Annotated in this window: 21 protein-coding genes and 1 pseudogene; 20 read left to right on the forward strand and 2 right to left on the reverse strand. The window is 27.2% G+C overall.

From position 1 onward, the window contains the following. Positions 1-237 precede the first annotated feature (237 nt). The 5 genes from CLSA_RS08520 to CLSA_RS08540 all read left to right on the forward strand — a co-directional run bounded on the left by CLSA_RS08520 (position 238) and on the right by CLSA_RS08540 (position 3,623). Entirely contained in the window at positions 238-669 is a 432-nt protein-coding gene (locus CLSA_RS08520) for a MarR family winged helix-turn-helix transcriptional regulator (protein WP_022745371.1), read from the forward strand. Between the two features lie 57 nt (positions 670-726). Continuing rightward, complete coding sequence (locus tag CLSA_RS08525; protein ID WP_022745375.1) at positions 727-1,512, forward strand: amidohydrolase family protein; 786 nt, start codon at positions 727-729, stop codon at positions 1,510-1,512. Between the two features lie 18 nt (positions 1,513-1,530). After that, on the forward strand, positions 1,531-2,019 hold the full coding sequence (locus CLSA_RS08530; RefSeq protein ID WP_022745379.1) for a GDSL-type esterase/lipase family protein: 489 nt from the start codon (positions 1,531-1,533) through the stop codon (positions 2,017-2,019). A 354-nt stretch (positions 2,020-2,373) separates the two neighbouring features. Continuing rightward, positions 2,374-2,787: a hypothetical protein gene (locus CLSA_RS08535; RefSeq protein WP_022745382.1), complete on the forward strand. Its 414-nt coding sequence runs from the start codon at positions 2,374-2,376 to the stop codon at positions 2,785-2,787. 416 nt (positions 2,788-3,203) lie between these two features. After that, entirely contained in the window at positions 3,204-3,623 is a 420-nt protein-coding gene (locus CLSA_RS08540) for a hypothetical protein (protein ID WP_022745386.1), read from the forward strand. Positions 3,624-4,015: 392 nt separating this feature from the next. On the opposite strand, the gene CLSA_RS08545 is transcribed toward CLSA_RS08540, so the two are convergent. Next, entirely contained in the window at positions 4,016-4,945 is a 930-nt protein-coding gene (locus CLSA_RS08545; RefSeq protein ID WP_022745390.1) for a DMT family transporter, read from the reverse strand. Between the two features lie 375 nt (positions 4,946-5,320). On the opposite strand from CLSA_RS08545, the gene CLSA_RS08550 reads away from it, so the two are divergent. From CLSA_RS08550 to larB, 9 genes and pseudogenes are all read left to right on the forward strand, one after another. Beyond that, entirely contained in the window at positions 5,321-6,130 is an 810-nt protein-coding gene (locus CLSA_RS08550; protein WP_041716210.1) for a Cof-type HAD-IIB family hydrolase, read from the forward strand. 141 nt (positions 6,131-6,271) lie between these two features. Further along, on the forward strand, positions 6,272-6,442 hold the full coding sequence (locus tag CLSA_RS23080) for a hypothetical protein (RefSeq protein WP_022745392.1): 171 nt from the start codon (positions 6,272-6,274) through the stop codon (positions 6,440-6,442). Positions 6,443-7,152: 710 nt separating this feature from the next. Beyond that, positions 7,153-7,282, forward strand: a pseudogene (locus tag CLSA_RS23620) (aldo/keto reductase); the annotation flags it as partial. 41 nt (positions 7,283-7,323) lie between these two features. Continuing rightward, complete coding sequence (gene cbiM, locus CLSA_RS08555; protein WP_022745398.1) at positions 7,324-8,304, forward strand: cobalt transporter CbiM; 981 nt, start codon at positions 7,324-7,326, stop codon at positions 8,302-8,304. Further along, positions 8,305-9,093, forward strand: coding sequence for an energy-coupling factor transporter transmembrane component T (locus tag CLSA_RS08560; protein ID WP_022745402.1), 789 nt, complete (start codon positions 8,305-8,307; stop codon positions 9,091-9,093). Positions 9,094-9,236: 143 nt separating this feature from the next. Continuing rightward, positions 9,237-9,962 (forward strand): energy-coupling factor ABC transporter ATP-binding protein, encoded by a 726-nt coding sequence (locus tag CLSA_RS08565; RefSeq protein ID WP_022745405.1) that lies wholly within the window; start codon positions 9,237-9,239, stop codon positions 9,960-9,962. Positions 9,963-10,099: 137 nt separating this feature from the next. Continuing rightward, positions 10,100-11,419, forward strand: a complete 1,320-nt coding sequence (gene larC / locus CLSA_RS08570) for a nickel pincer cofactor biosynthesis protein LarC (RefSeq protein WP_022745406.1) — start codon at positions 10,100-10,102, stop codon at positions 11,417-11,419. 44 nt (positions 11,420-11,463) lie between these two features. Next, on the forward strand, positions 11,464-12,279 hold the full coding sequence (gene larE, locus CLSA_RS08575; protein WP_022745407.1) for an ATP-dependent sacrificial sulfur transferase LarE: 816 nt from the start codon (positions 11,464-11,466) through the stop codon (positions 12,277-12,279). A 378-nt stretch (positions 12,280-12,657) separates the two neighbouring features. Further along, a complete protein-coding gene (gene larB, locus CLSA_RS08580) occupies positions 12,658-13,404 on the forward strand; it encodes a nickel pincer cofactor biosynthesis protein LarB (RefSeq protein ID WP_022745408.1) in 747 nt (248 codons plus the stop codon). Positions 13,405-13,553: 149 nt separating this feature from the next. On the opposite strand, the gene CLSA_RS08585 is transcribed toward larB, so the two are convergent. Beyond that, positions 13,554-14,777, reverse strand: coding sequence for a DEAD/DEAH box helicase (locus CLSA_RS08585; protein WP_022745410.1), 1,224 nt, complete (start codon positions 14,775-14,777; stop codon positions 13,554-13,556). 369 nt (positions 14,778-15,146) lie between these two features. Between CLSA_RS08585 and CLSA_RS08590 the strand changes: the two genes are divergently transcribed. The 6 genes from CLSA_RS08590 to CLSA_RS08610 all read left to right on the forward strand — a co-directional run bounded on the left by CLSA_RS08590 (position 15,147) and on the right by CLSA_RS08610 (position 25,352). Continuing rightward, positions 15,147-16,589 carry a DEAD/DEAH box helicase gene (locus CLSA_RS08590; RefSeq protein ID WP_022745412.1) on the forward strand — a complete coding sequence of 481 codons (1,443 nt, stop codon included), beginning with the start codon at positions 15,147-15,149 and terminating at the stop codon, positions 16,587-16,589. A gap of 352 nt (positions 16,590-16,941) precedes the next feature. Further along, the gene (locus tag CLSA_RS08595) at positions 16,942-17,811 is read left to right on the forward strand and encodes a methionyl aminopeptidase (RefSeq protein WP_022745415.1); all 870 of its coding nucleotides are present in this window, start codon (positions 16,942-16,944) and stop codon (positions 17,809-17,811) included. A 726-nt stretch (positions 17,812-18,537) separates the two neighbouring features. Further along, the gene (gene recQ, locus CLSA_RS08600; RefSeq protein WP_022745418.1) at positions 18,538-20,991 is read left to right on the forward strand and encodes a DNA helicase RecQ; all 2,454 of its coding nucleotides are present in this window, start codon (positions 18,538-18,540) and stop codon (positions 20,989-20,991) included. Between the two features lie 117 nt (positions 20,992-21,108). Beyond that, a complete protein-coding gene (locus CLSA_RS23085) occupies positions 21,109-21,288 on the forward strand; it encodes a hypothetical protein (RefSeq protein WP_022745421.1) in 180 nt (59 codons plus the stop codon). Positions 21,289-21,416: 128 nt separating this feature from the next. Then, positions 21,417-21,923, forward strand: a complete 507-nt coding sequence (locus CLSA_RS08605) for a J domain-containing protein (RefSeq protein WP_022745424.1) — start codon at positions 21,417-21,419, stop codon at positions 21,921-21,923. 210 nt (positions 21,924-22,133) lie between these two features. Continuing rightward, the gene (locus CLSA_RS08610) at positions 22,134-25,352 is read left to right on the forward strand and encodes a DEAD/DEAH box helicase (RefSeq protein WP_022745427.1); all 3,219 of its coding nucleotides are present in this window, start codon (positions 22,134-22,136) and stop codon (positions 25,350-25,352) included. Positions 25,353-25,576: the final 224 nt, after the last annotated feature.

Here is a 25,576-nt window from a genome sequence, read left to right on the forward strand (position 1 = left end):
TCAATTAAACAAAAAACTAAATCAATAAACTCAGAGTTGGGATTTAACTCCCAGCTCTTTTTTTCTATCCAAAAATCAGATTAAAGGAAAGAGACAAAGCTGAAAAGAAATAGTAATAAATCAAGACTATTAGTGGATTTAGCAAGAGCAAAAGAGGGGGAAAATTATTCTTGACAAAATATAGAAAAAGGACTATTATAAAATTAATTCATATATGAAGTAAAATAGAGGTATAAGATGTCAAAAGAATTATTACGTGATATTTACATGAAAATCCGTCATATTAATGATGTTTCAGTTGAAAACTTTGTTGGTTCAACTTCTGGATATAGTGCTACGGGGGTGCAGTTTGGTGTTCTAAGGAATATTCCAACTGAGAGCAGTATTACTATGTCTGAATTAACTGATAAAGTAAAATGCGTTGCGAGTAATATGACAACAATAATAAGAAGAATGGAAAAACAAGAGCTTGTAAGCACATTTAAGAATCCAGAAGATAAAAGACAGACGCTGGTGTCTGTAACTCAAAAAGGAATTGATGTTAGAGGGACTATGGAGGTTGCATATCAAAAGTTTTTAGTTGATATGTATGGCGTTTTGGAAGAAGAAGAGCAGAAAACATTATTTTGTTTACTTGCAAAGATAGAAGAAAGCCTTAATGTAAAATAAGGTTTTTCTTTTAATAAAATACTTCATATATGAAATAAATTTAAGGAGTGATATTAAATGATAATAGATAGTCATGCACATGTTATATTACCAGTAGAAAAACATATTGAATTAATGGATGAAGCAGGAATTGAGAAAACAATATTGTTTTCTACTTCAATGCATCCAGAGATTACAAAAACTTTAGATGAATTTGAAAAGGAACTGAATAAGCTATATGAAATCATTTCTGGTAAAAGAAATCCTATAGAAACAAGAATCGCATCAATTAAGGAACAAAGTGAGATTATAAATAAATATCCTTCAAGATTTTGTGGATTTGGCAGTGTACCAGTAGGATTAGATTATGAGAAAACTGCTTCATGGATAGAGGAGTATATTGTCAAAAATAAATTTATTGGACTTGGAGAATTTTCAGTATCTACAGGTCAAGTGAAAAGCTTAGAAACTGTATTTAAGGTGTCACATGATTTTTCAAATTTACCAGTTTGGATTCATGCATTTTGGCCTTTAGACTTGAATGATATAAAAGAAATATTTAATTTAGCAAAAAAATATCCTGATGTCCCTGTAATAATAGGACATTTAGGCGGAGTTAACTGGCTTGAAGTAATTAAGATGGCAAAGGAAACTAAAAATATATATATTGATTTATCAGCTTTTTATACTACAGTAGCTTTAGGGATGACAATTAAAGAACTACCTGAAAAATGTTTGTTTAGTGCAGATATCCCATATGGAGATTTAATGGTATCTAAGTTTTCAATAGAGCGTGTTTGTAAAGACAAGGCAGTATTAGAGCAAGTCATGGGTGGAAATGTAGAAAAGCTTTTGAATCTTTGATATAGAAAGGTGAGAAAAATGAGTATTGTATGCATTGGAGATAGCTTAACGTTTGGCTATGGAGTTAAAGAATCAGATAACTGGGGTAGTATATTATCTACAAAAATAAAAGAAAATCTAATTAATAAAGGTATACCAGGTAATACAACAACTGAAATGAAAGAAAGATTTATAGAAGATGTTGTCAACCATAAGCCATGTAAAGTTCTAATTATGGGTGGAACAAATGATGTATTTTTAAATTTTAGAATAGATGATATTTTAAATAATATAAATACAATGGTTCAAATGTGTGAAATAAACAATATCATTCCTATAATTTTAACACCACTACCAGTTAAAGATAATATCCAAGTAAAGACATGGTTTGAAGATATGGATTATAAGAAAGTTAATAAGAGCTTAGCTGAATTAAGCAGTTTTCTAATTAATTATGGAGAAGAAAAAAATATTAAATGTATAGATTTAGGAGCTCTTTTATTAGAAGAAGGAAAAATAATCGATTAGTTTTTAGAAGATGGAATACATGTGTCAAAAGATATTCATAGTGAAATTGCTGAAATAATCTATAATTTAATATTTTAGTGAAGCTATAAATTTTATTGTAATAAAGCAAATGAAAAAGAGAATTTAGTGGTTTCCCTAATGTAACAGAGATTAATTATTGGGATTAGAAATAAGCGCAAATGTTAATATTGACACACAAATGTAACAATTATCAATTAATATAGATTGGTAGCATAAATCAATAACGGAATATTTTGCTACACAAGTAATAAAAAATAAGTTTTAATATATTGCTATATATTAGCTTAAATTTTATGATATAGCCTTTAATGGCAGAAAGGGAGAAAAATTATTATGAAACTTAAATCAAAAAAGTCAACTATTTCAATTGTTTTGTATGTTGTTGCTGCAATTATAGCAATTCTAGGAATTATATTATTAATTAATAGTAGTCTGTCATTTAAAGATGTTGTTACTCAATATACAGCTAAGGGATATCCTGCTGATACTGTTCTTAAAAAATTAATTCCAGCGCAATTCCTTCCACAAATATGTGAAATAATAGCTATGTATGGAGGAATAGCATTTATTTTAGTAGGAATAGGTATTGTTAATAAAAAAGTTTCAAAATGTTTAACATTATTAACTAAAGATGATGTTGATAATGATAATATTGAAGAAAAGACTTCTAAAAATGATGTTGTTGCTGGAGAAAATGCACAAGCCATTGATCAAACAGTTACTGAACAAGATGTTAAAAAAGTTTAATTAAAACATAATTAAAATACTTGTCTTTAAAGTTTAAATTAAGACAAGTATTTTTTTGTCTCTAAATAAATGTTACCAGATATATAAGTTCTAAAAAATTTTATTCATAAATTTTAAGTCTCAGCAAAAGAAGTGCATAACAATATTTATTATTTATGGATTTTTATTAATTAGAACTTATATATCATTAAAATCGCATTACATTTTATTTATGTAGCTTATGCAATTAAATCAGTATATTGTAAATTATGGTACAATAAATGTATAATAAAAATATAAATTAAGTGTCTGCTAAAATATTAAATGTAATAATGTATGTTTGAGTGTATATTAGGATTTATTAAGGCACAATCAAATAAATAACGTATATATATATATATTCTAATTAGTTTTAGCGATTTTGTGAGGTGAATGTTTTGGGGAAAGTAAGAGTATCAGAGGTAGCTGTATATTTTAATTCTAATATAAAATCTGTTTGGGATGTGGTTACTGATAATAGTAATTATAAATGGCGTAGTGATATTGATAAAATTGAAATTATTAAAGATGGAAGAGAATTTATTGAATATAGTCATAATGGAAATGCTACGAAATTTATAATAACTAAAAAGAAAAAATATAGCCAATATGAATTTAAGATGCAAAATAAGATGTTTAAAGGATATTGGACAGGAAATTTTTTAGAAACTCACAAGGGTGGTACAAAAATAATTTTTAAAGAAAATATATATATTAAAAATCCGATTATTCGAGTTTTGTCTTATGTATTTATGGATTTGAAGAAAATGCAGTGTATGTATATTTCAGATTTGAAGAAGGAATTAGGTGAAATTTAATAAAGATAACAAAATATATATAATCATAATATTTTATAATGAGTTGTGAAGTTTATTAACAAGAGATTGTTACATTATTGCTTGTCCTTAACTTGTTTAAGGAGCATGCAGGAAGTTAGCAATTTCATATAGATAAGCAAACTATTGAACTAGATTTAAATTCTGAAATATATTCAAAACTAGAAAGTAAGGGGACTCTTTTGCGGAGAATTGCATTTAGAATATGGCTATAGGTATTTCTTAAGTAAAAGTTGTTCTATTTTTGCTTGTCCTCAGTTTTATCTGAGGAGCATGCAGAAATAGAACGACTTTTACTGTTAGAAATCCATAGTTATATTCTATAGCAATCGAGCAAAAGAATCCCCTTACTTTGGGTAAAATATAGCATACATTTAAAGTTCAAGTTGTTTATCTATCTTATTTTTATTATTTGAAAGTAAATTTAAATTAAAGCCTTTTTCAGAAACATAAACTCCAAATAAAATAAGTATTGCACCTGTTATTGAGAAGGCTGTCATTTTTTCATGAAGAATTACAATAGATAATACTAAAGTAATTACTGGAAGAAAATATAGATAGTTGTTAGTTTTTATAACACCAAGATTCTCAACAGTAAAGTTCCAAACTACATAGCAAGTACTAGAAGCAATGATTCCTAAGAATAATAAATTAAGCATAACATTAAAATTCATTAATCTTGAAAGTGAAAAATTAAATTCAGATGTAAATAAAAAAGGTATCATTGTTATTATTGCGTAGAAAAATATTTTCCTTGTTAAGTAGAGTGTATTATATTTTTTACCAAATTTTTTAGTTGATACTGAATATATAGCCCAGCATAATGATGCACCTAACGCTAAGATATCTCCAGTAGGATTTAGTTTTAATATAAAGTTTCCATTAAATATAACTAGAAAAACTCCCAAAATTGCAATGAAAAATCCAAGAATAAGATTTTTATTAAGTTTTTCAGTTTTAGTGAAAAAATGAGCTAAAAAAGCAGTTAGTATTGGAGCAGTTGCAAGAATTAGACTAACATTTGATACAAGCGAAATCTTTACTGCATTATTTTCTGTTAGAAAATAAAGTGAACCACCTGTAATGCCACAAGTTGCAAATAAAATTTCTTCCTTAATTGAATCTGCTCTATGAAATTTAGGATGAATAAGTAATAAAATAAAATACGCTATTACAAATCTAAAAAACATAACTTCAAGAGGAGTAAATGTATTTAGTAAAATTTTGCTTGATATAAAAGTAGTTGCCCAAATTGCTACAGTTACAAAAGCTGCGATGTTTAAAAATAAATTGTTGTGTTTCATTGATTTATGCCCCTTTGTATATTTTTTTTCTATTTTATAGTATACAATAGTTTGTTATAAAAATATATAAATTAAATGAGTTGTTTAAAAGAAAGAAATTAATTTTAATTATAAAATTTTTAGTTAATGATTCAAATTGGAGAATATTTTAAAAGGAAAATAAGAAAGAAAACATTGTAAATAAAAAGTATATCTTAATATTAAAAATTATACTTTATGTATATACCACATAATAATGATTAGAATATTAAAATATTATGTGAACAATTGAAAATTGCATTTATAGTATTATGTTGGAAATTTATAATGTATAATGTTTATATACTATTTTAATAAGTGGACTCAGAAACTCAATATAGTGGAGGGACAAGTACAGTGAGTAAGAAATTTGATGGATATGTTATTTTAAGTGATTTAGATGGTACATTATTGGATAAAAATAAAAATGTTTCAGATGAAAATAAAAGAGCTATAGAATATTTTATAGAAAATGGAGGCAAATTTTCTATAGCTACAGGGAGAGCAATTGAAGCTAGTGAGCAATATATCAAAGATGTTAAGCTCGACTTGCCAACAATTGTATATAATGGCGGAATGATTTATGACTATAATGAGAAAAAGGTAATAAGAGAAAATTTAATAAATGATAAGCAGAAACAATTATTAAGTGCAATAAAACGTGATTATCCTAATATAGGTATAGAGATATATTGTGGAAGAAAAGTTTATGTATACAATGATTCAGGAATGTCAAATAGACCCGCGACAAGTATGCTTGATGTAATTTATGATATGCCAAGTGATTTATTACAAATAAATTGGAACAAAGTAATACTTATAGGAAAAATAGAAGAAATAAATGATCTAGAGAAGAACTTTAGAAGTCAATACGGTATTGAAGCAATTAGAAGTGCAAATTTTTGTTGTGAAATACTACCTGTAAATACTTCTAAGGGGCAGGCGCTTAGGGATTTGATTGAAATTTATAATTTAGATAAACATAAGGTAATAGCTGTTGGTGATAACATGAATGATGCAGAACTTTTGGAGGCAGCTACAATTGCATTTTGTCCAGAAAATGCATCAAAGGAAGTAAAAGAATATGCAGATTACATAACAGTAGATAACGAAAATCATGTAGTATACCACATAGTAAAATGGATAGAAGAAAATGGGAATGTATGATGAGCAGGTAATCCCTATATATGAATAAAATTTAAATTGGGACAGTAGATAGTTTTATATAATGCATAAACTACCTACTGTCCTAATTTTTATATAAAGAAATGAGTTGAAGTTACAGTAAATGATGAAGTTAAAACAGCTATGGTTTATATTATACCTAATGAATATACAGATATGGTAGCAGTTCCTACACAATATTATTTTAGTATAATAGTAAGAGGTTATTTTTATAATGGAATTAATTTCGAACTTTTACAAATTCTATATTCAGAATGTTTATCTGAACTTAGAAATTTAGAGTCCAAGAAATAATGTTTATTTAGATAAGGCTCTGTAGACAATGTAGGCTCTTTCATTATATTAATTTTTCAAGAAAATATTTACGATATTTCAACAATATTATATACTTGATATGGTAAAAAAATTTACTAAGGATAATAAAAGGAGAGGGGAAGGTTACTATGGCAGATAAGAAATCATGTCCAAACTGTGGAAGTACAAAAACAAGCACAGTAATATCTGGTGGAAGTTGTTTAAGAGTTAGATGTAGTGTTTGTAAAACAGAATATCCAAAATAAAATTTTAGAGCTTATAGAGATATGAGCTCTTTTTTTTATGTATACGAAATTATAGAATTTTTAAATTATACTTATTGCAAAATATACTTTAATGATTCTAATCACTTTAATACTGAATATAAAGCTGCTAAGAGAGATTTAGAGAAATCTAAAGTAATATATTTATGAAGTTGCCGCAAGCGGTATGTTGATAGAAGGAAATTTTGAGTTATTAAAAATAGCCTAACAATCTATTTTTTATTCAACAGTAAAATTATTTAAGTGAAAATGAACTATTATAGTTATAAAATAACAATTGAAATATTTTTACAAGAAATACTTGACTTGGAGTTATCTCCAGGGATTATAATACTAAATATAGGGTGGTAAAAATTTGAAGGTTTTTAAAGGAGGATTAATATGTTATACAGAACATTAGGAAAGACAAATGAAAAGGTTTCAAATTTAGCTACAAAGCTTCCTAGCTGGTTAATTAAGACTAGAAAAGAAAAGATATGGACAAGTGTTTAAATGAGCAATTAGAACGTCTGCAAACAGATAAAATAGATTTTATTTACTACATGCTTTAAATAAAGGTGTTTAGGAGAATTTTAAAAAATAAGGAGGAATAATTTTATGCATATACCTGACAATTATTTAAGTCCCTCAACTTGTGCGACTTTTGGAGCTGTTATGCTGCCAATATGGAGAAGAGCAAGTTTAAAGGTAAAGAAAGAAATAACAAGGCAGAAAATGCCTCTTCTTGGTGTATCAGCCGCATTTTCATTTCTAATTATGATGTTTAATTTACCTCTTCCAGGAGGAACTACAGGACATGCTATTGGAGGTGCTCTTGTTGCTATTTTGCTTGGACCGTATTCTGCTGTTTTTTCAGTTACTATAGCGCTTGTAATTCAAGCATTGTTTTTTGGTGATGGAGGAATTTTAGCATTAGGAGTAAATTGTTTTAATATGGCTTTTGTAATGCCATTTACAGCATTTTATTTATTCAAAATCATAAAAAAAATATTTAAAAATAAAAATGGGGAATATATTGCAGCTTTTTTAGGTGGTTATATTTCTGTTAATGTAGCAGCTTTATGTGCATCAGTTGAGTTTGGCATTCAACCATTGCTTTTCAAGGATGCTTCAGGATTACCATTATATAGTCCTTATGGTTTAGGTATATCTATTCCAGCTATGATGATACCTCATTTATTAGTAGTTGGAATTTTAGAAGGAGTAATAACTGTTGGAGCGTACAGCTATATAAAAAAATCATCACCAGATGTAATATACAAAGGAAAAACAAATAAATTAAAAATTTTCTACATTGTAATAGGAATTCTTATATTAGCTACTCCGTTAGGACTTTTAGCAAGTGGAACTGCATGGGGAGAATGGGGAGCAGAAGAAATAAAGAATCTTATAGGATTTGTACCTAAAGGAATAGAAAATGGATTTCAATTTAATTCTCCAATGCCAGATTATAGTGGAGGAATTTCAAATGAGTATCTTGGTTATATTGTATCTGCTTTAGTTGGTGTAATAATAATTCTAATTATTTTCAAGATTTTAGGAAAAATAAATTTGAAGAGAAAGATAAAAGGAGATTAAATGATTCCAGAATGGCTTTCAGAAAAAGATGATTACATTCCAAAGGAAGAAAAAAGTTTATATATAGAAAAGAGTATTTTTTCTTTCATTAGGATAATTTCTATAATAAGACAAAATAAAAATGAAAATAAATTAATTTATCTAATAAACCCAACCTTAAAGGTTATAAGTAGTATAATAATGGTATTATGTGTATCTATTTCAAGAAGTTTTATTTACTTATTATTAATTGATATATATGTTTTGCTTAATCTTTTTCTCATGGAAAAGAAATCTAGAAAAAGAATATTTTTAAGAAGTTTGATATTTCCAGTTATGACTTTAATAGCATTAATACCATCTATACTGTATGGAAATATATATAATAGTTTAATGCTTTTTCAAAAATTAATTATAACTATATTAATTATGAATTTGTTATCTCATAATACTAAATGGAGCGAAATTAGTAAATCACTTAAATTATTAAAAATACCAGATATATTTATATGGATTATGGATATAACCATAAAATACATTGTTCTATTAGGAGAATATTCTATTAACTTGCTATATGCACTAAAACTTAGGTCAATTGGTATAACGTCTAATAAATATAATTCTCTAACAGGAATAATGGGAAATTTATTCATAAAATCTTATAAAATGAGTGAAGAGATGTTCAATGCTATGGAATGTAGAGGCTTTATAGGAGAATATACCGCAAAAATTAATTTTAAACTTAATAAAATTGATTATATATATTGCGCAATAAACATAATGTTAATTATTTTATTTGTGTACTTATAATTAAGGCATATTCAAAAAAATAACAAGCCCATCTGCCAAGCCTATTTTTCATCATGGCATTTTGGACTTGTTATTTTCTTTAATATTCCTAAGCATAAAGACAATAAATCAGTCTTACTAAAAATTAAGGAGAATTATTCAAGATGATAAAACTGCAAAACATTTCATTTACATACAAGAATAAAACAGCTCTTGATAATGTAAATGTCCAAATAGAAGAAGGGGAAGCTATAGCTATTATAGGTCCAAATGGAAGTGGAAAGTCTACATTTTTAAAAGTTTTAAATGCAATTGTTTTTTCAAGCAATGGCAAGTATATATTTGATAATACCGAAATAAATGAACATAGATTAAAGGATACTAAGTACTTAAAACTATTTCATAAAAGATTAGGATTCGTATTTCAAAATTCTGATGCTCAGCTTTTTTGTTCTACTGTCTTTGAAGAAGTAGCATTTGGACTTATGCAAATGGAGCTGCCACATGAAGAAGTAAATAAAAGAGTGGATGATTGCCTTAATCTTCTAAGCATAGAAAAATTAAAAGATGAACATCCATATAATTTAAGTGGAGGAGAAAAGAAGAGAGTTGCAATTGCTAGTGTTTTAGCTATGAATCCAGAAGTAATGACTTTAGATGAACCTATGAATGGTATAGATCCAAAGGGAAAAAGATTTTTGAAAGAATTATTAATAGGTCTAAATAAAAGCGGCAAAACCATAATTTGTGCAACTCATGATTTTGAATATATAGAAGGTGTTTTTAATAGGGCTATAGTCTTTTCAGAAGACCATAAAATAATAAGAGATGATAAATATGAAAATGTACTAGAGGATAAAGATTTTTTAAGAAAATATAATATTATATAAATTTAATATTAGACAAGCTATTACAAAGTCCCGCAATGAGAATAGAGCGTAGGTGAATCCTAGCCGAAATTAGATATATTAAATTCTCATTGCGGAACTCTATATTAAAATTTCAAAAGTTAAGAGGAGTGATAAACATGAAGATTTTATATTATGATTGTTTCTGTGGAATAAGTGGTGATATGAATTTAGCAGCACTTATAGATTTAGGAGTTCCTAAAGAATATTTAATTAAGGAACTTTCAAAACTTAATTTAAATTCTGAATATGAAATAAAAATTGAAAAGTCTGCGAAACTTGGAATAACAGGAACAAGGGTAGATGTTATATTAAATAATGAATTAAGTAATAATGCACATATCCAAGATAAAGATTTACATGAACATAATTATGAGGAACATGTTCATAATCATTCTCATTGTGATAGTGAACTTCATCATGACGAAAATAACCATGAGCATGGTCATAGTCATGAAGAACATACTCACAATCATGAACATCATCACAGGAACTTAAGGGACATAGAGGAAATAATAAATTCAAGTGATTTAAGTGATAAAGTTAAAAAAATTAGTTTAGATATGTTTATGAGAGTTGCAGAAGCAGAAGCAAAAGTTCATGGAAAAACTATATATGAAGTGCATTTTCATGAGGTAGGAGCTATTGATTCAATTGTAGATATGGTAGGGGCAGCTATTTGTTTAGATTATTTAAAAGTTGATAAAATTATTGCATCTCCAGTTCAAGTTGGAGGAGGATTTGTTAAATGTGCTCATGGGATTATGCCAGTACCAGCACCTGCAACAGTAGAAATTTTAAAGAATATTCCTATGAATACTGGAATTGTACAATTTGAAACAACCACTCCTACTGGTGCAGCAATACTTGCATCCAACGTCAAAGAATTCACTTCAAAGATTGATTTTTCAATTAAGAAAATAGCATATGGGATAGGCCATAGAGATTTAGAAATTCCAAATGTATTAAGAGTATATTTAGGTGAAAGTGAAAAAACAGAAAAATTAGAAAACCAGTATATACTTGAAACTAATATAGATGATATGAATCCTGAGATTTATGGATATATAGAAGAAAAGCTCTTTGAAGCAGGAGCTTTAGATGTATTTAAAACACCTATAATTATGAAAAAGGGAAGACCAGCGATAAAATTAAGTATGTTAATTAATGAAAAAATTGAACAGGAAGTTTTAAAGGTTATTTTTGAAGAAACTACTTCAATAGGTGTTAGAAAATATATGATTGAAAAAATAATGCTAGATAGAGAATTTTCAAAAGTAGAAACAGAGTACGGAGATATTACAATAAAGAAATCTTATCATAAAGGAAAATTGGTGAAATATAAACCAGAATATGAAGAATGTAAATCTATAGCAAAAGAAAAAAATATATCTATAGATACAGTATATAAATCAGTTTATAGACAAGATATAAATTAAGGCACAATCAAAAATAAAGTTATGTGTGAGAGGTGGAGACATAGATGATAAAAAATGAAAAGTATACTGAATTAATAAAATATCTTAAAGGTTTAGGAAAAGTAGTTTTAGCATTTTCAGGTGGAGTAGATAGTACTTTTTTACTTAAAGTAGGTAAGGAAGCTCTTGGAGATAATTTAAAAGCGGTAACAATAATGTCGCCATATATTCCAAAATGGGAAATTGCAGAAGCAGAGGAACTTGTCAAAGAACTAGGAGTGGAACATGAAATTATAAAAGCTCCAATCATTGATTCAATTAGGTACAATCCAGAAGATAGATGTTATCTTTGCAAAACAGCAGTATTTAATATGATATTGGATTTAGCTAAAAAGCAAGGTTATGATTGCGTTATTGATGGCACAAACTTCGATGATATAAGTGATTATAGACCAGGTTTAAAGGCATTGAAAGAACTATCAGTAAAAAGTCCACTTTTAGAATGTAAAATAACTAAAGCTGAAATAAGAGCTTTTTCTAAAGAATTAGGACTTAATACTTGGGACAAGCCACCATATGCTTGTCTATTAACAAGAATACCATATGGCAATGAATTAAAGGAAGAAGATTTTGTAAAGATAGAAAATGCAGAAAAATATATGATGAGCATAGGATTTAGAGCCATTAGAGTTAGATGTCATGGAGATTTAGCTAGAATTGAAGTAAATAGAGATGATAGAAGTAAGTTATTTAATGAAGAACTTTTAGACACAATTGCTAAAAACATAAAAGAATGTGGATTTAAATATGTATCTTTAGATCTTCAAGGTTATAGAGTAGGAAGCTTCAATGAAACTATAGATATACAACCAGGGATTTAGAATTATGTGTTGATCAACCGAAATTAGAAATATTTTTATTCCGAAAGGCTATGAAAATGTCGCTTAAGGTTCTAAGCCATAGGTTGTGCCCAATTTAGCATGTTCCCACTTTCAGTATGACAAGCTAAATTGGAACAACCTATAGCTAAGAACCTTTAACAGCTCATTTTCAAATGCTTTCTTCATAAAAATATTTCTGATTTCTAGTATAATCACCATCTTAAAGTTTAGTAAGTGTTTATAGATATTTCATAACGACTTATGTAAAAAATACTGGAACTTTTTCAGCGACCTCATTTAAGAAGTAGGTATCTATCTAGTAAATAATGAAATATAAAAGTTAATCAATATTAACCTGATAAAGGTAGGAGAAATTTAATGAATAAAGATGAAATTAAAAATTTATTAGAATGTGTTAAAAATAATAAGGTAAATATAGAAGAAGCTCTTGAGAAACTAGAAGATTTACCTTTTAAAGATTTGGGTTTTGCCAAAATAGATAATCATAGGGAAATTAGAGTTGGTTATCCTGAAGTAATATATTGTGAAGGAAAGACAGTAGATCAAGTTAGAGATATTGTTAAATTTATGATTACAAAAAATAATAATATACTAGGTACTAGAGCTACTGAGGAAATGTATAATGCTGTGAAGGAAATATGTGAAGAAGCAGAGTACAACAAACTTGGACGAACAATAACAATTAAGAAAAAGGAACAGCTTCTTACAGATAGCTATATAGCTATTGTTGCAGCAGGAACTTCTGATTTACCAGTTGTTGAAGAGGCATATGAAACAGCTAAAATACTTGGAAACAGAGTTGAAAGAATAATTGATGTTGGTGTTGCTGGCATTCACAGACTTTTTTCAAGATTAGATGATATTAGAGGAGCAAAAGTTGTTATAGTGATTGCAGGAATGGAAGGGGCTTTGGCTAGTGTTATAGGAGGTTTAGTAGATAAGCCTGTAATAGCAGTACCAACTAGTGTAGGATATGGAGCAAATTTTGGAGGAATTTCAGCACTGCTTTCAATGTTAAACAGTTGTGCTAGTGGGGTTAGTGTAGTAAACATCGATAATGGATTTGGTGCTGCTTATAATGCTAGCATAATTAACAAGTTATAATTTAAATATAATTAAGAAATTGATTGATATGTTACTTTAATTGAGTTAGATAGTACATTAATGGATAAGATTTAAACAAAAAAAATCATCTGATTTATAGGGACAGTATATAGTTTTGTATTTTATACAAAACTATATACTCCTTATTATTAATTATGAAATTTAGATTTATCAAATTTATTATTGTAGGATTTACTTTTAGCTTTTTCTTGCTTTTGTTCAGAATGATAATTAGAATCTTCTATAGCTCCGCCAAATACCTTCTTTTCATGGAATTTAATATTAAAATCTTTTTCATACTTTTTGATTATGTTTAGTTGTTTAACAGTAGCTATGCAGATAGAAGTACCATGAGCATTACCTCTTGCAGTTCTACCAGCTCTATGTAAGTATTCATTTATTTTTAATGGTAAATCTAAATGGAATATATGAGTTACACCTTCAACATCAAGTCCTCTTGCAGTAACATCAGATGAAACTAAAATTTTAATTTTACCATTTCTAAAACTTTCAATAGCAAGCTTTCTATCTTCTTTAGATATTTTACCAGTCATGGCAAAACAATCTTTACTATGGTAGTTAAGCTTAACTGTTGTTAATTCAATATCTTCATGATCATTAACAAAAATTATAGCTTTTTCAGGTTTAACAGCAACAAGTATTTTTCTTAAAGTTTCAAATTTATCTCGTCTATCGCAAACAAATAGCATATGTTCAATATTTGGGTTCATAGCTGGCTTATCTTCAGATTTTATTATAACGGGATCTTTCATTAATTCTTTAGCAGTTTCTAAAGTTTCAAGTTTTATAGAAGCAGAGAATACCATAAGCTGTCTATCTCTCATTGTTGTTTTAATTATGTCTTTAGTTATTGCAGCTCTTTTAGGATCTAATAAATTATCAGCTTCATCTATAACTATTGTCTTTATTGTATGAGCAGTTACTTTTTTCTTTCTGATAAGATCAAGTATTCTTCCAGTAGAACCAACAATTATATGAGGTTTAACTTCTTTAAGTTTTTTTATTTGATTATTTATATTAACATCGCCAATAATACATAAAGAAGTTACAGGAACGCTAGAATTATTAGCAAGAAGTTTAATTTGTGCTTCTATTTGAAGTGCAAGTTCATGTGTTGGAGCTAATACTATTGCTTGCATTTCTCTTTTTGAAGTATCAATTTTGTGAAATATAGGAAGTAAATAAGCTAATGTTTTACCACTACCAGTAAATGCTTCTCCAATAATATCTTTGTTTTCAAGGGCAGGAATAATAGATTCTGCTTGTATTAAAGTTGGGTCAGTTATCCCTTGTTTTTTTAGGCCCTCTATTATATTTAAATTTAAGTTTAAGTCATTAAAAGTTTTGTTCATTAATATCTCCCTTACAATGTTATTTAAAATGAACAATTACTTTGCTACTATAAATTGTTCATAGTCAATTAATTATATCCTTATTATGTTCATTTTTCTAGTTAAACTTACATTTATGGTATATAATCATTTAGAACTAACAAATATATATTAAATTTTATTGGTAAAGTTAAGGCATAATCAATATTTTATAAGGAAAATTTAATAATATAGGTTTAACAATTAAAATGTAGGATTTAAAATGTAGAATATAAGTCCAAATTTCACATGAGAAATTTGTGAGAAAATATAATTTTAGAAATAACAAAGTAATTTGTTGAATAACACATTGTAAATTCTCAATTAACAAAGGTGAGGAGAAATTAAAATATGAATAGTGAATTTAGTAAATTTAAAATAAGTGAAGAAATTTTAAAATCTATTGAAGGTCTAGGATATAAAAAGCCATCAGAAGTTCAAGAAAAGGTAATTCCAGAAATATTGTTAAATAAAGATGTAATAGTTAAATCACAAACAGGAAGTGGTAAGACTGCAGCTTTTGGTATACCATTATGTGAAAGAATAGATTGGGAGGAAAACAGTCCACAAGTTTTGGTTTTAAGTCCAACTAGAGAGCTTGCAGTTCAAGTTAGTGAAGATATCTCTAATATAGGAAGATTTAAAAGGATAAAATGTGCAGCAGTCTTTGGTAAACAGCCTATAACTGAACAAGTGAGAACTTTAAAGCAAAAAACTCATGTTGTTGTAGGAACGCCAGGAAGAATTTTAGATCACATTGATAGGGGAAGTTTAAATGTATCAAAGGTTAAATATTTTGTAATAGATGAAGCGGATGAAATGCTTAATATGGGTTTTATAGGTCAGGTTGAAGGCGTGATTCGAAGACTTCCTAAGAAAAAGGTTACTATGCTATTTTCAGCTACTATACCAGAAGAAATAAGAGAATTATGTGAAAAGCACATGGATAGACCACTTGATATTTCAATAAAAAAGCAAAAACTAATAACTGAAAATATAGAGCATAATTTATACTATGTAGAATATGAAAGGAAATTAGAAAATTTAAATGATTTATTAATATGTGAAAAACCTGAAACAGGAGTTATCTTTTGTAGAACAAAGGAAAATGTTGATAAAGTATATGAATATTTAAAATCGAAAGGGTATTCAACTAATAAAATTCATGGAGGAATGCTTCAAAAAGAAAGACTTAGTGTTATGGAGAACTTTAGAAAAGGCGATTTTAGAATTCTCGTAGCTACAGATTTAGCTTCAAGAGGGATTGATATTGAAGGAATTACTCATGTAATAAACTTTGATTTACCAGTTGAAAAGGAAGCGTATGTACATAGAATAGGAAGAAGCGGACGTGCTGGAGCAAAAGGAAAGGCAATAAGTTTTTGTGTTAAAGAGGGAGATAAATTTTTGGAGGACATACAAGAACTTATAGGTTTTGAAATACCTGTTCACAAGCTCCCAAATAGAGAAGAAGTTCAAAAAGAAATTAAACAAGGAGTCGAGTTTCTTAAATCAAAGCCAAAGAGAAAGAGCGATAAGGCTAAGATTATAAATCAAAACATAACTAAAATATATATAAATGGTGGAAAGAAAAAGAAAATTCGTGCAGGGGATATAGTAGGAGCTATCACTAAAATTGACGGTGTAAGCGGTGATGATATTGGAATAATTAATGTAGAAGATAATGTATCTTATGTAGATATATTAAATGGAAAAGGAAAAAGAGTAATAGATGCATTAAAAAATATGACTATAAAAGGGAAGAAACTTAATGTAGAGAAGGCAAGAAAATAGTGACATAAGTAAAAGAATAAAATCTTAAAATCAATTTAGAAAAACTAATTTTAGAAAATAATTATGTATTGAAGAAGAATATTTTATTTAAAAAATTTGATTATTAATTGCATTTTAAGCTATAATTAATACGCTAAGGAATAAAATAACAAAATATATAAGTTGTAACTAATATATTTATGATTTATGAAATGAGATTATTTTTATCATTAAAATGGTAGAGTAAATTATATAATAAATTTTTTACAACATATATTAATATATAAGAATTTTTGGGATTTTTAAGGAAATATAAATAAAAATTAAATTCTAAAAATATAAATAATAAAATTTAAAGAGGTGTATCATTAAGATGTTTTCAAATAGAAACGAAAAATGTTGGTGTGGAAGTGGTTTAAAATATAAAAAATGCCACTTAGAATTTGATGAAAAGATAGAAAGTTATAGATTAAAAGGACATGAAGTTCCAAGTAGAGATCTTATAAAAAGCCCACAGGATATTGAAGGAATAAGAAAAAGTGGAGAAATTAATAATGGAGTTTTAGATTTAGTTGCAAGTAAAATAAAAGCAGGAATGAGTACTGCGGATATAGATAAGCTTGTGTATGATTACACTACAGAACATGGTGCAATTCCAGCTCCACTTAATTATGAAGGATTCCCAAAGAGTGTATGTACATCAATTAATAATGAAGTATGTCATGGAATACCTGATGAAAGTATTATCTTACAAGATGGAGATATAGTGAATGTTGATGTATCTACAATCCTTGATGGCTATTATTCAGATGCATCAAGAATGTTCATGATTGGTGAAGTTAGTGAAGATGCTAAAAAATTAGTAACAGTAGCTAGAGAATGTATGATAAAAGGAATAGAAGCTATAAAACCATGGGGATTCTTAGGGGATATAGGAGCAGCTTGTGGAGAACATGCTCATAAAAATGGATATAGCGTTGTTAGGGCATTAGGTGGTCATGGAGTTGGAAATGAGTTCCATGAAGATCCATTTGTAGCTCATATAGGCAAGAAGGGAACAGGAATGTTGTTAGTTCCAGGAATGGTGTTAACTGTAGAGCCTATGGTTAATGAAGGCACATACGATGTATTTGTTGATGAAGTAAATGAATGGACTATATATACTGCTGATGATAAATTATCAGCTCAATGGGAACACACAGTTTTAATCACTGAAACTGGAGTTGAAATTTTAGCTAAATAATGATAAGGCACATGAAAATAAATAACAGTCCAAATTGTCGTGGATATTTTTCATCATGCAAGAAGGTAAATAGGCTGGCAAATGGACTTGTTACTTTTTTGAATGTGCCTAAGCAACTTTAAACTCAGAGTTGTTATATAATTAACCGAAAGAAATGGTGCTCTGCTTGTTTTGGTTACTAGAGAAACCTGCTAATAAAAGTCAATACTTTTATAGCAGGTTTCTCAATGTAACACTCAACAAAAAAGTACCATTTTTTTCTGGCTTGAAATATGTTTCAATGTATCTAGATTCATGCAATTACTAGCTTAAAGAAAAATAATTATAAGTAAGTGATTAGAATTCAATAAATTATGTCAATAATAAAAATAATTGATTCAGCATACTATAGAATTTTGATTTTATTCGATAAATTAAAGTTCAAATTTTAATGCCTATTATTCATTAACATATTTTTATGATAATATTATAGTAAGAAAATCGTAAACCAATAAATTATAGATATCCAAATCAAGACTTAAACTTATAATTAGAATATGCTTCCATACTAGAAATTGCATACATTTTTGTGAAACAGGCATTGTACTTAGAACCTTTCAGTGAAAATTTCATGGCCCTGTGGAACAAAAATGTATGGAATTTCGGTTATTCACCACATAAGTATGATTTATAGTTTGGATATCTATACCATTGTTTGTATTATATTAATTTAAGGAGTAATAATTGATGAGTAACTCAGCAATAGATTTTTTAGAAAAATACTATGGATATAAGTCTTTTAGAAGAGGGCAGGAGAGTATAATTAATAGCATAATAGATGGAAAAGATGTACTAGCTATTATGCCAACAGGTGGAGGTAAATCTATTTGTTACCAGATACCTGCTTTAATGCTTGAAGGCATGACTATAGTAATTTCACCTCTTATATCTCTTATGAAAGATCAAGTTGATACTTTGAAAGATATGGGTATTAAAGGAGAACTAATAAATAGTACTTTAAGTGCATCGGAAGAAAATGAAGTAATAAATAATATTGAAAATGGAAATATTAAAATTTTGTATATAGCTCCAGAAAGACTTGAATCAATGGGGTTCTTAGATGTTATTTCAAGATGCAATATTTCTCAAATTGCAGTAGATGAAGCACATTGTATATCTCAATGGGGACATGATTTTAGATCAAGTTACAAAAGGATATCTTATTTTATTGATTTACTTAAAGATAGACCAATAATAACAGCATTTACAGCAACAGCATCAGAAGAAGTAAGGGAAGATATAATAAATCTCCTTAGATTAAAGGATCCAAAGGTTTTTGTAACAGGATTTGATAGAGAGAATTTGGCCATAAATGTAATTAAAGGCGGAAGCAAGAAAAGCTATTTATATAACTATATTGAAAATAACAAAGATGTTTCAGGGATAATTTATGCAGCAACAAGAAAAGAAGTTGATAATATATATGAAGATTTATCATCTAGAGGATATAATGTAACTCATTATCATGCAGGATTGTCTGAAGAAGCAAGAAGAACTAATCAAGAAGGATTTATATATGATAGAGCAACTATAATGATAGCAACCAATGCTTTTGGTATGGGAATCGATAAACCTAATATAAGATATGTAATTCATTATAATATGCCTAGAAACATAGAAAGTTATTATCAAGAGATTGGTAGAGCAGGTAGAGATGGGGAAAAGAGTGAATGTACATTATTATTTGCTCCACAGGATGTTCAAGTTCAAAAATATTTAATAGAGCATTCTATAGAAAATGAAGAGAGAAAAATCAATCAATATAGAAAACTTCAACAAATGATGGATTTTGTATATAGCAATGAGTGTTATAGAAAATACATTTTAGCTTACTTTGGAGAAGAATATGATAAAGAGTGTAATAACTGTAGTAATTGTCTAAGTGAAGGTGATGTAGTAGATAAGACTATAGAAGCACAAAAAGTTCTTTCGTGTATATATAGAATGAAACATAAATTTGGAACTGGAATGCTTGTAGATGTTCTTAGAGGTTCTAAGAATAAAAAAGTTCTTCAATTCAAATTTAATGAGCTTTCGACTTATGGATTAATGAAAGATTATTCAGCAGAAGATCTTAAAAATTTTATTAATACGCTCATTTCTCAAGGTTATATAAGTGTAATTGAAGGTACTTATCCAGTTCTAACTTTAAATGAACGATCTAGAAATGTCTTAGTTTCTAAAGAAAAGGTACAATTGAAAGAATTTAAGGTTGAAAAGAAAGTTAGAGAAGATAATGAATTGTATGAAATCCTTAGAGGTATAAGACAAGAGTTAGCAAAAGAAAATAATGTTCCTCCATACATAATATTCGGTGATGTTACCCTAAAAGAAATGGCTATAAAATATCCAACTAATAAAGAAACTATGCTTAACATTACAGGGGTAGGAGAAGTCAAGTATAGTAAATATGGTGAAGCATTTGAAGATGCCATAAAAGAGTTTGTGGAGGAACATAATATTGTAATTAATAATGATATTGAAATTGAATCTAAAAATGAAGAGAATGATAAGAAAGATAATGATTTAAAATTAGAAGTAACAACAGACAGCGAATTATATGATAAGTTATATAAAGCAAGAAGTGAATTTGCAAAGAAAGAAAAAAGCATGTTCCCTCAAATGATTATGTCTATGAATACTTTAAAAGAAATAAGTGGAAGGTATCCAATAAATTTAGAGCAGCTAAAAGATATTAGTGGCATGGGACCTAAAAAGATAAGTTCTTATGGGGAAAAGATAATAGAAATAGTAAATGATTATGTAATTCAAAATAATATCCAAGTTAATTGGTGTGAAAAAAAGAGAAAGAAAGTAATTATTGATGGAGAAACACGTGAAAGCAATCAAATTTCTATAGATATGCTTAAAGAAGGTATAAATATTCATGAAGTATCAGAAAAAATAGAACTTTCAATATCTACTATTTTGGGATATGTAACAGACTATATTAAGGAAGTTGGCGATAATGTATTTGATATTAATTTACATGAATTCTATAATGATGAAGAGGAAGAATTAATACAAAATGTTTGCGAAAAATTAGGCGATGATAAAATAAGTGTGTTAAAAAAGGAACTTCCTTCATATATCAAGTACGAAAGTATAAGAGCAGTAATATTAAAAAAATATGTTAGCTAGATTTTAAATAAAAGTTTTTGTTTTACAATATAAACAAATTTTGAGCTAGAATTAAACTTTGAAATATATCATAACTAGAAAGAAGCTGTATTCTTTTTTGAGTGTTGCATTGATAAGTTGTCTGTAGTTATTTCTTCAGTAGAAGTTGTTCCATTCTTGCTTGTCCTTAATTTACTTAAGGAGTATGTAGGAATGAGCACAGCTTCTGCTGTTAGAAATCCACAGTCAAATTATCTAGCAATTAAGAAAAAGAATACAGCTTCTTTTGGTAAGTTACCACATAAATTTAAATCATAATTGGTCTTTAGGAATATTATAAAATATTATAAATATATTTAGTAATAAGAATTAAGGCTCATGAAAGAAAATAACACTTTTAAATGTGCCTAAACATACGAAACAAATAATAGAGAGGTGTAATCAAATTGGATCCATATGAAGTTTTAGGAATTGATACAAGTGCATCTGAAGAAGAAATAAAAAATAAATATATAAATTTACTTGCTGAATATACAAAAAATCAAGATGATACTACACCAGTTAAGATTCAAGTTCTTAATACAGCTTACAATAAACTTATTAATGGACGTGTATATAAAGAAATTAGAAGTTTAATTGATAAAAGGAATTTTACAGGTGCTGAAGCAAAATTAAACATAGTTAATGATAGGAATAGTGCAGAATGGAATTATCTACAAGGATTTGTATCACTTCAAAAAGGTTGGTTTGAAGCAGGGCTTAATTATATAAAAACAGCTGTAGATTTAGAACCTGATAATACTGAATATTTAAGTAGCTTAAATAAGTTACAGTCTAGAATCATAGATTATATAACAAAATATCAAAATGTTAAGCAAAGCTCTAATCCTAATTCTAATAACATGAATGCTTGTGGTGGTGGAAATAATAGTGGTAATGGAGGGATGTGTTAAAAATTTTAGTTGAACTTATACACAAAGTGTGTTATTCTATATAAGCAGTTGGCACAAAAGTGCTATACGGAGCTTAGAGTGTCCTTCGCCGGTCTCTAAGCTCCTTTTTTGTTCATAATTTAGACGCAATCAAAAAAATAATAGACCAGTATTTTAGTCTATTATTTTTTTTGTGTGACTTAGAACATTAAGAAAGATGGTGAGGAACAAGTGAAGATATCAAAATTGGAACAAATAATATTACATAATTCATCTAAAGTTAATTTAAATAGAGCAAAGCATATATTAAACAATAAGGAGTTATTGAAGTTTAATATTAGTAAAATAGACAATGTTTATAATATATATGGAAATTTTAAAAGTGAAAACAAGCTACAAACTTGTAATACTCACTTAAAAATAGACTTTGTAGAAGAAAAAATAATTTTTGCAAAATGCAATTGTAGCATGTTTTCAGAAATAAATTATCAAAATAAGACATATTTATGTGAACATTTAATTTCAACAGGATTAAGGTTTGTTGAAGAGGTAAAGAAAAAACTAAATAATAGAACAACCAATAAAGATAAATTTAGAATTGATAAAAATATATTAAACGAACTGGATTTTTTTAGATGTAAAGATTCAAATAATTTAGCGGAAAAAGAAGAGTGTGGCTTGAAATATAAAAGAAAAAAGTTAGAGATAAATGTTTCAATAAGCGAAGTTAAAGAAAATAATAGTAAGTGCTTTGATGTTAGCTTTTTTGTAGGAACAAATAATATGTACTCTATTACTAATATTAAGGAATGGGCTGAAAGTATAATTAATTCAAAGGAGTATTATATTGGAAAGGGACTTGTGTATACTCCTAAAAAGTATTACTTTTCTAAAGCAGATGAAGAACTTTTAGAATATATATACGAATATACATTGTTTTCGGATAATGAGAACAACGAAAGAATCATAAGAATACCGAATGAAATTTTAAGAAGGTTTTTAGAAAAACTTTTAAAAAAGAAGATAAAATTAAATTATAATTATCAAACATACATTACAGAGGTCAAAGATGAAAATGTACCTTTGTCTTTTACATTGAAACAAATTAATGACAATTATATTTTAACTACAAAAAAAATATTTCCTATTCCATTAAACGAAAAGATGAATGTTTTCTTTTTTGATAGAAAACTTTTTATTCCTAATAAAAGTCAAATTGAAATATATAAAATATTTTATAAGCACTTAAAAGAAAGTGGTAAGATTACATTTTATAATGATACAACTGTAGAAGAACTTAATAAAATAATTTCGTCATTAAAATTAATATCTGATAATTTGATATTAGATATTTCAGTGATTGAAAAATTAAGAGAAAATTTCAAAATTGATTTTAAATTCAAAAAGCAAGCAGATAAATATATTTGTGATGTTAGTTTTATTAATGATAAAGAAATAATATCATATTGTGATGCTTTGAAGTCACATAATGATATTATAAGTAATTGGAATAAAATTAGGATCATTGAAAGTGAACTAAATAAATATAGTTTTTTTTACAGAGATGACACTTTTGTTTTTTTAGGAAATGATGATGATTATTATGATTTTTTAAAACATGGAAAAGAATCAATACAGAAGATTGGAAGCATAAAGATAAATGACAATGAAAAATATTTTAGTTTTAGAAATGGAAATATATCAGAGTTTTTTTTACAGGAAAATGAAGATGGTAAATATAATTTTTCATTTAACTTAGAAGGTATAAGTAAAGAAGAATTATATAATGTAGTTGATTCGTATAAAAATAAAAAGTCATATATTAAGCTTAATGATAATACATTTATTAATCTTGGAGATGCTTCAATAATAGATACTATAAGAATGATTGAATCTTTAAATATCGATGTAAGTGATAAAAAAGATACATATGAATTAGAGTTGGGAAAGATATATTATTTAAATGAAAAATTAAATGGTGATATTAAGAAAATTGCAAATTCAAAAGAAACAATATCAAATGCATTAGAAAAGTTGAATGAAATTGATGAAAACAATAGTGAGATTCCTAAAAAATTTAATGGTAGGCTAAGGGAATATCAGATAAAAGGGTATAATTGGTTTGAAAATTTAAGCTATTTAGGCCTTGGAGGAATCTTGGGCGATGAAATGGGGCTTGGAAAAACAATTCAAACTATTGTATTTTTAGCATCTAAGCAAGGAAAACATTCTCTAATTATAACGCCAACCTCTCTTATATATAATTGGAAAGAAGAGTTCAATAAGTTTGCTCCAAGTTTAAGCGTAGGTATTGTACATGGAAATAAAAATGAAAGAAAAAAAGTATTGGATAATATTGAGGAATATGATGGTTTGTTAACCACTTATGGAACATTAAGAAATGATTGTTTAGAATATGAGAATATTAAATTTGATTACTGTATTTTAGATGAAGGTCAAAATATAAATAATCCTAAAGCTGAAACTACAAAGATAGTAAAAAATATAAATTCAAAGAGTAGATTTATATTAACAGGAACTCCTATAGAAAATAATTTATTAGAATTATGGTCATTATTTGATTTTATAATGCCAGGATATCTTTATAGTAAAGAAGAATTTTCAAATAAATTTATAAAAAAGGATAAGGAAAATTTAGATGATCTTAAAATTCTGATTAGACCATATATATTAAGAAGACTTAAAAAAGATGTAATAAAAGAATTGCCAGATAAAATAGAGAAGAAATTTTTAGTTGAATTATCCTTAGAACAAAAGAAATTATATAGAAGTTTTATAAAAGATGTTCAAAGCAAATTACAAAATCCAGAAACACGAGGAAATAATATGACTATATTTTCTTATTTGACAAGACTTCGTCAAATTTGTTTAGATCCATCTATAATAATTGATGATTACTTAGGGGAAAGTGCGAAATTAAATGTAGCAAAGGACTTAATAATAAAAAATATATTTAGACACAAAATTTTATTATTCTCACAATTTACTACAGTATTAAAAAGAATGGAAAAAGAGTTGAAACAAGAAAAAATAGATTATTGTTATATAGATGGAAGTACTTCCTCTAAAAATAGAATTAAATTTGTAGATGAGTTTAATACAAATGAACAAAAAAGAGTGTTTTTAATATCACTAAAAGCTGGAGGGACTGGACTTAATTTAACAAGCGCAGATATGGTAATTCATTTTGATCCTTGGTGGAATCCATCAGTGGAAGAGCAAGCTACTGATAGGGCACATAGAATAGGACAAAAGCATATAGTTGAAGTAATTAAGCTAATAGCTAAAGATACAATTGAAGAAAAAATAATGCTTCTTCAGGAAGATAAAAAAATACTTATAAATAATATAATAACTGAAGAGCTTGAAGATATTAATATTACAAGTGCATTAAAAAGTGAAGAATTGTTAGATTTACTTTTAAATTAATAAGGCACATGAAAGAAAACAGCTAGTCCAAAATAATCTTGGCAGATGGACTTGTCATTTTTGTGAATGTGGCTAATATCAAATTTATGTTAAGTTAGATTATAAAAAATAAAACATAATAATTAAAATATGGAGTATAAAATTTTTTATAAATTAAAGAAATTCTATACTCCATATTTTAATTTTTAAATACGATAAATTACTATAAGAATATATAATAGCTA

Origin of the sequence: Clostridium saccharobutylicum DSM 13864, assembly GCF_000473995.1 — a bacterium.
Taxonomy (GTDB): domain Bacteria; phylum Bacillota; class Clostridia; order Clostridiales; family Clostridiaceae; genus Clostridium; species Clostridium saccharobutylicum.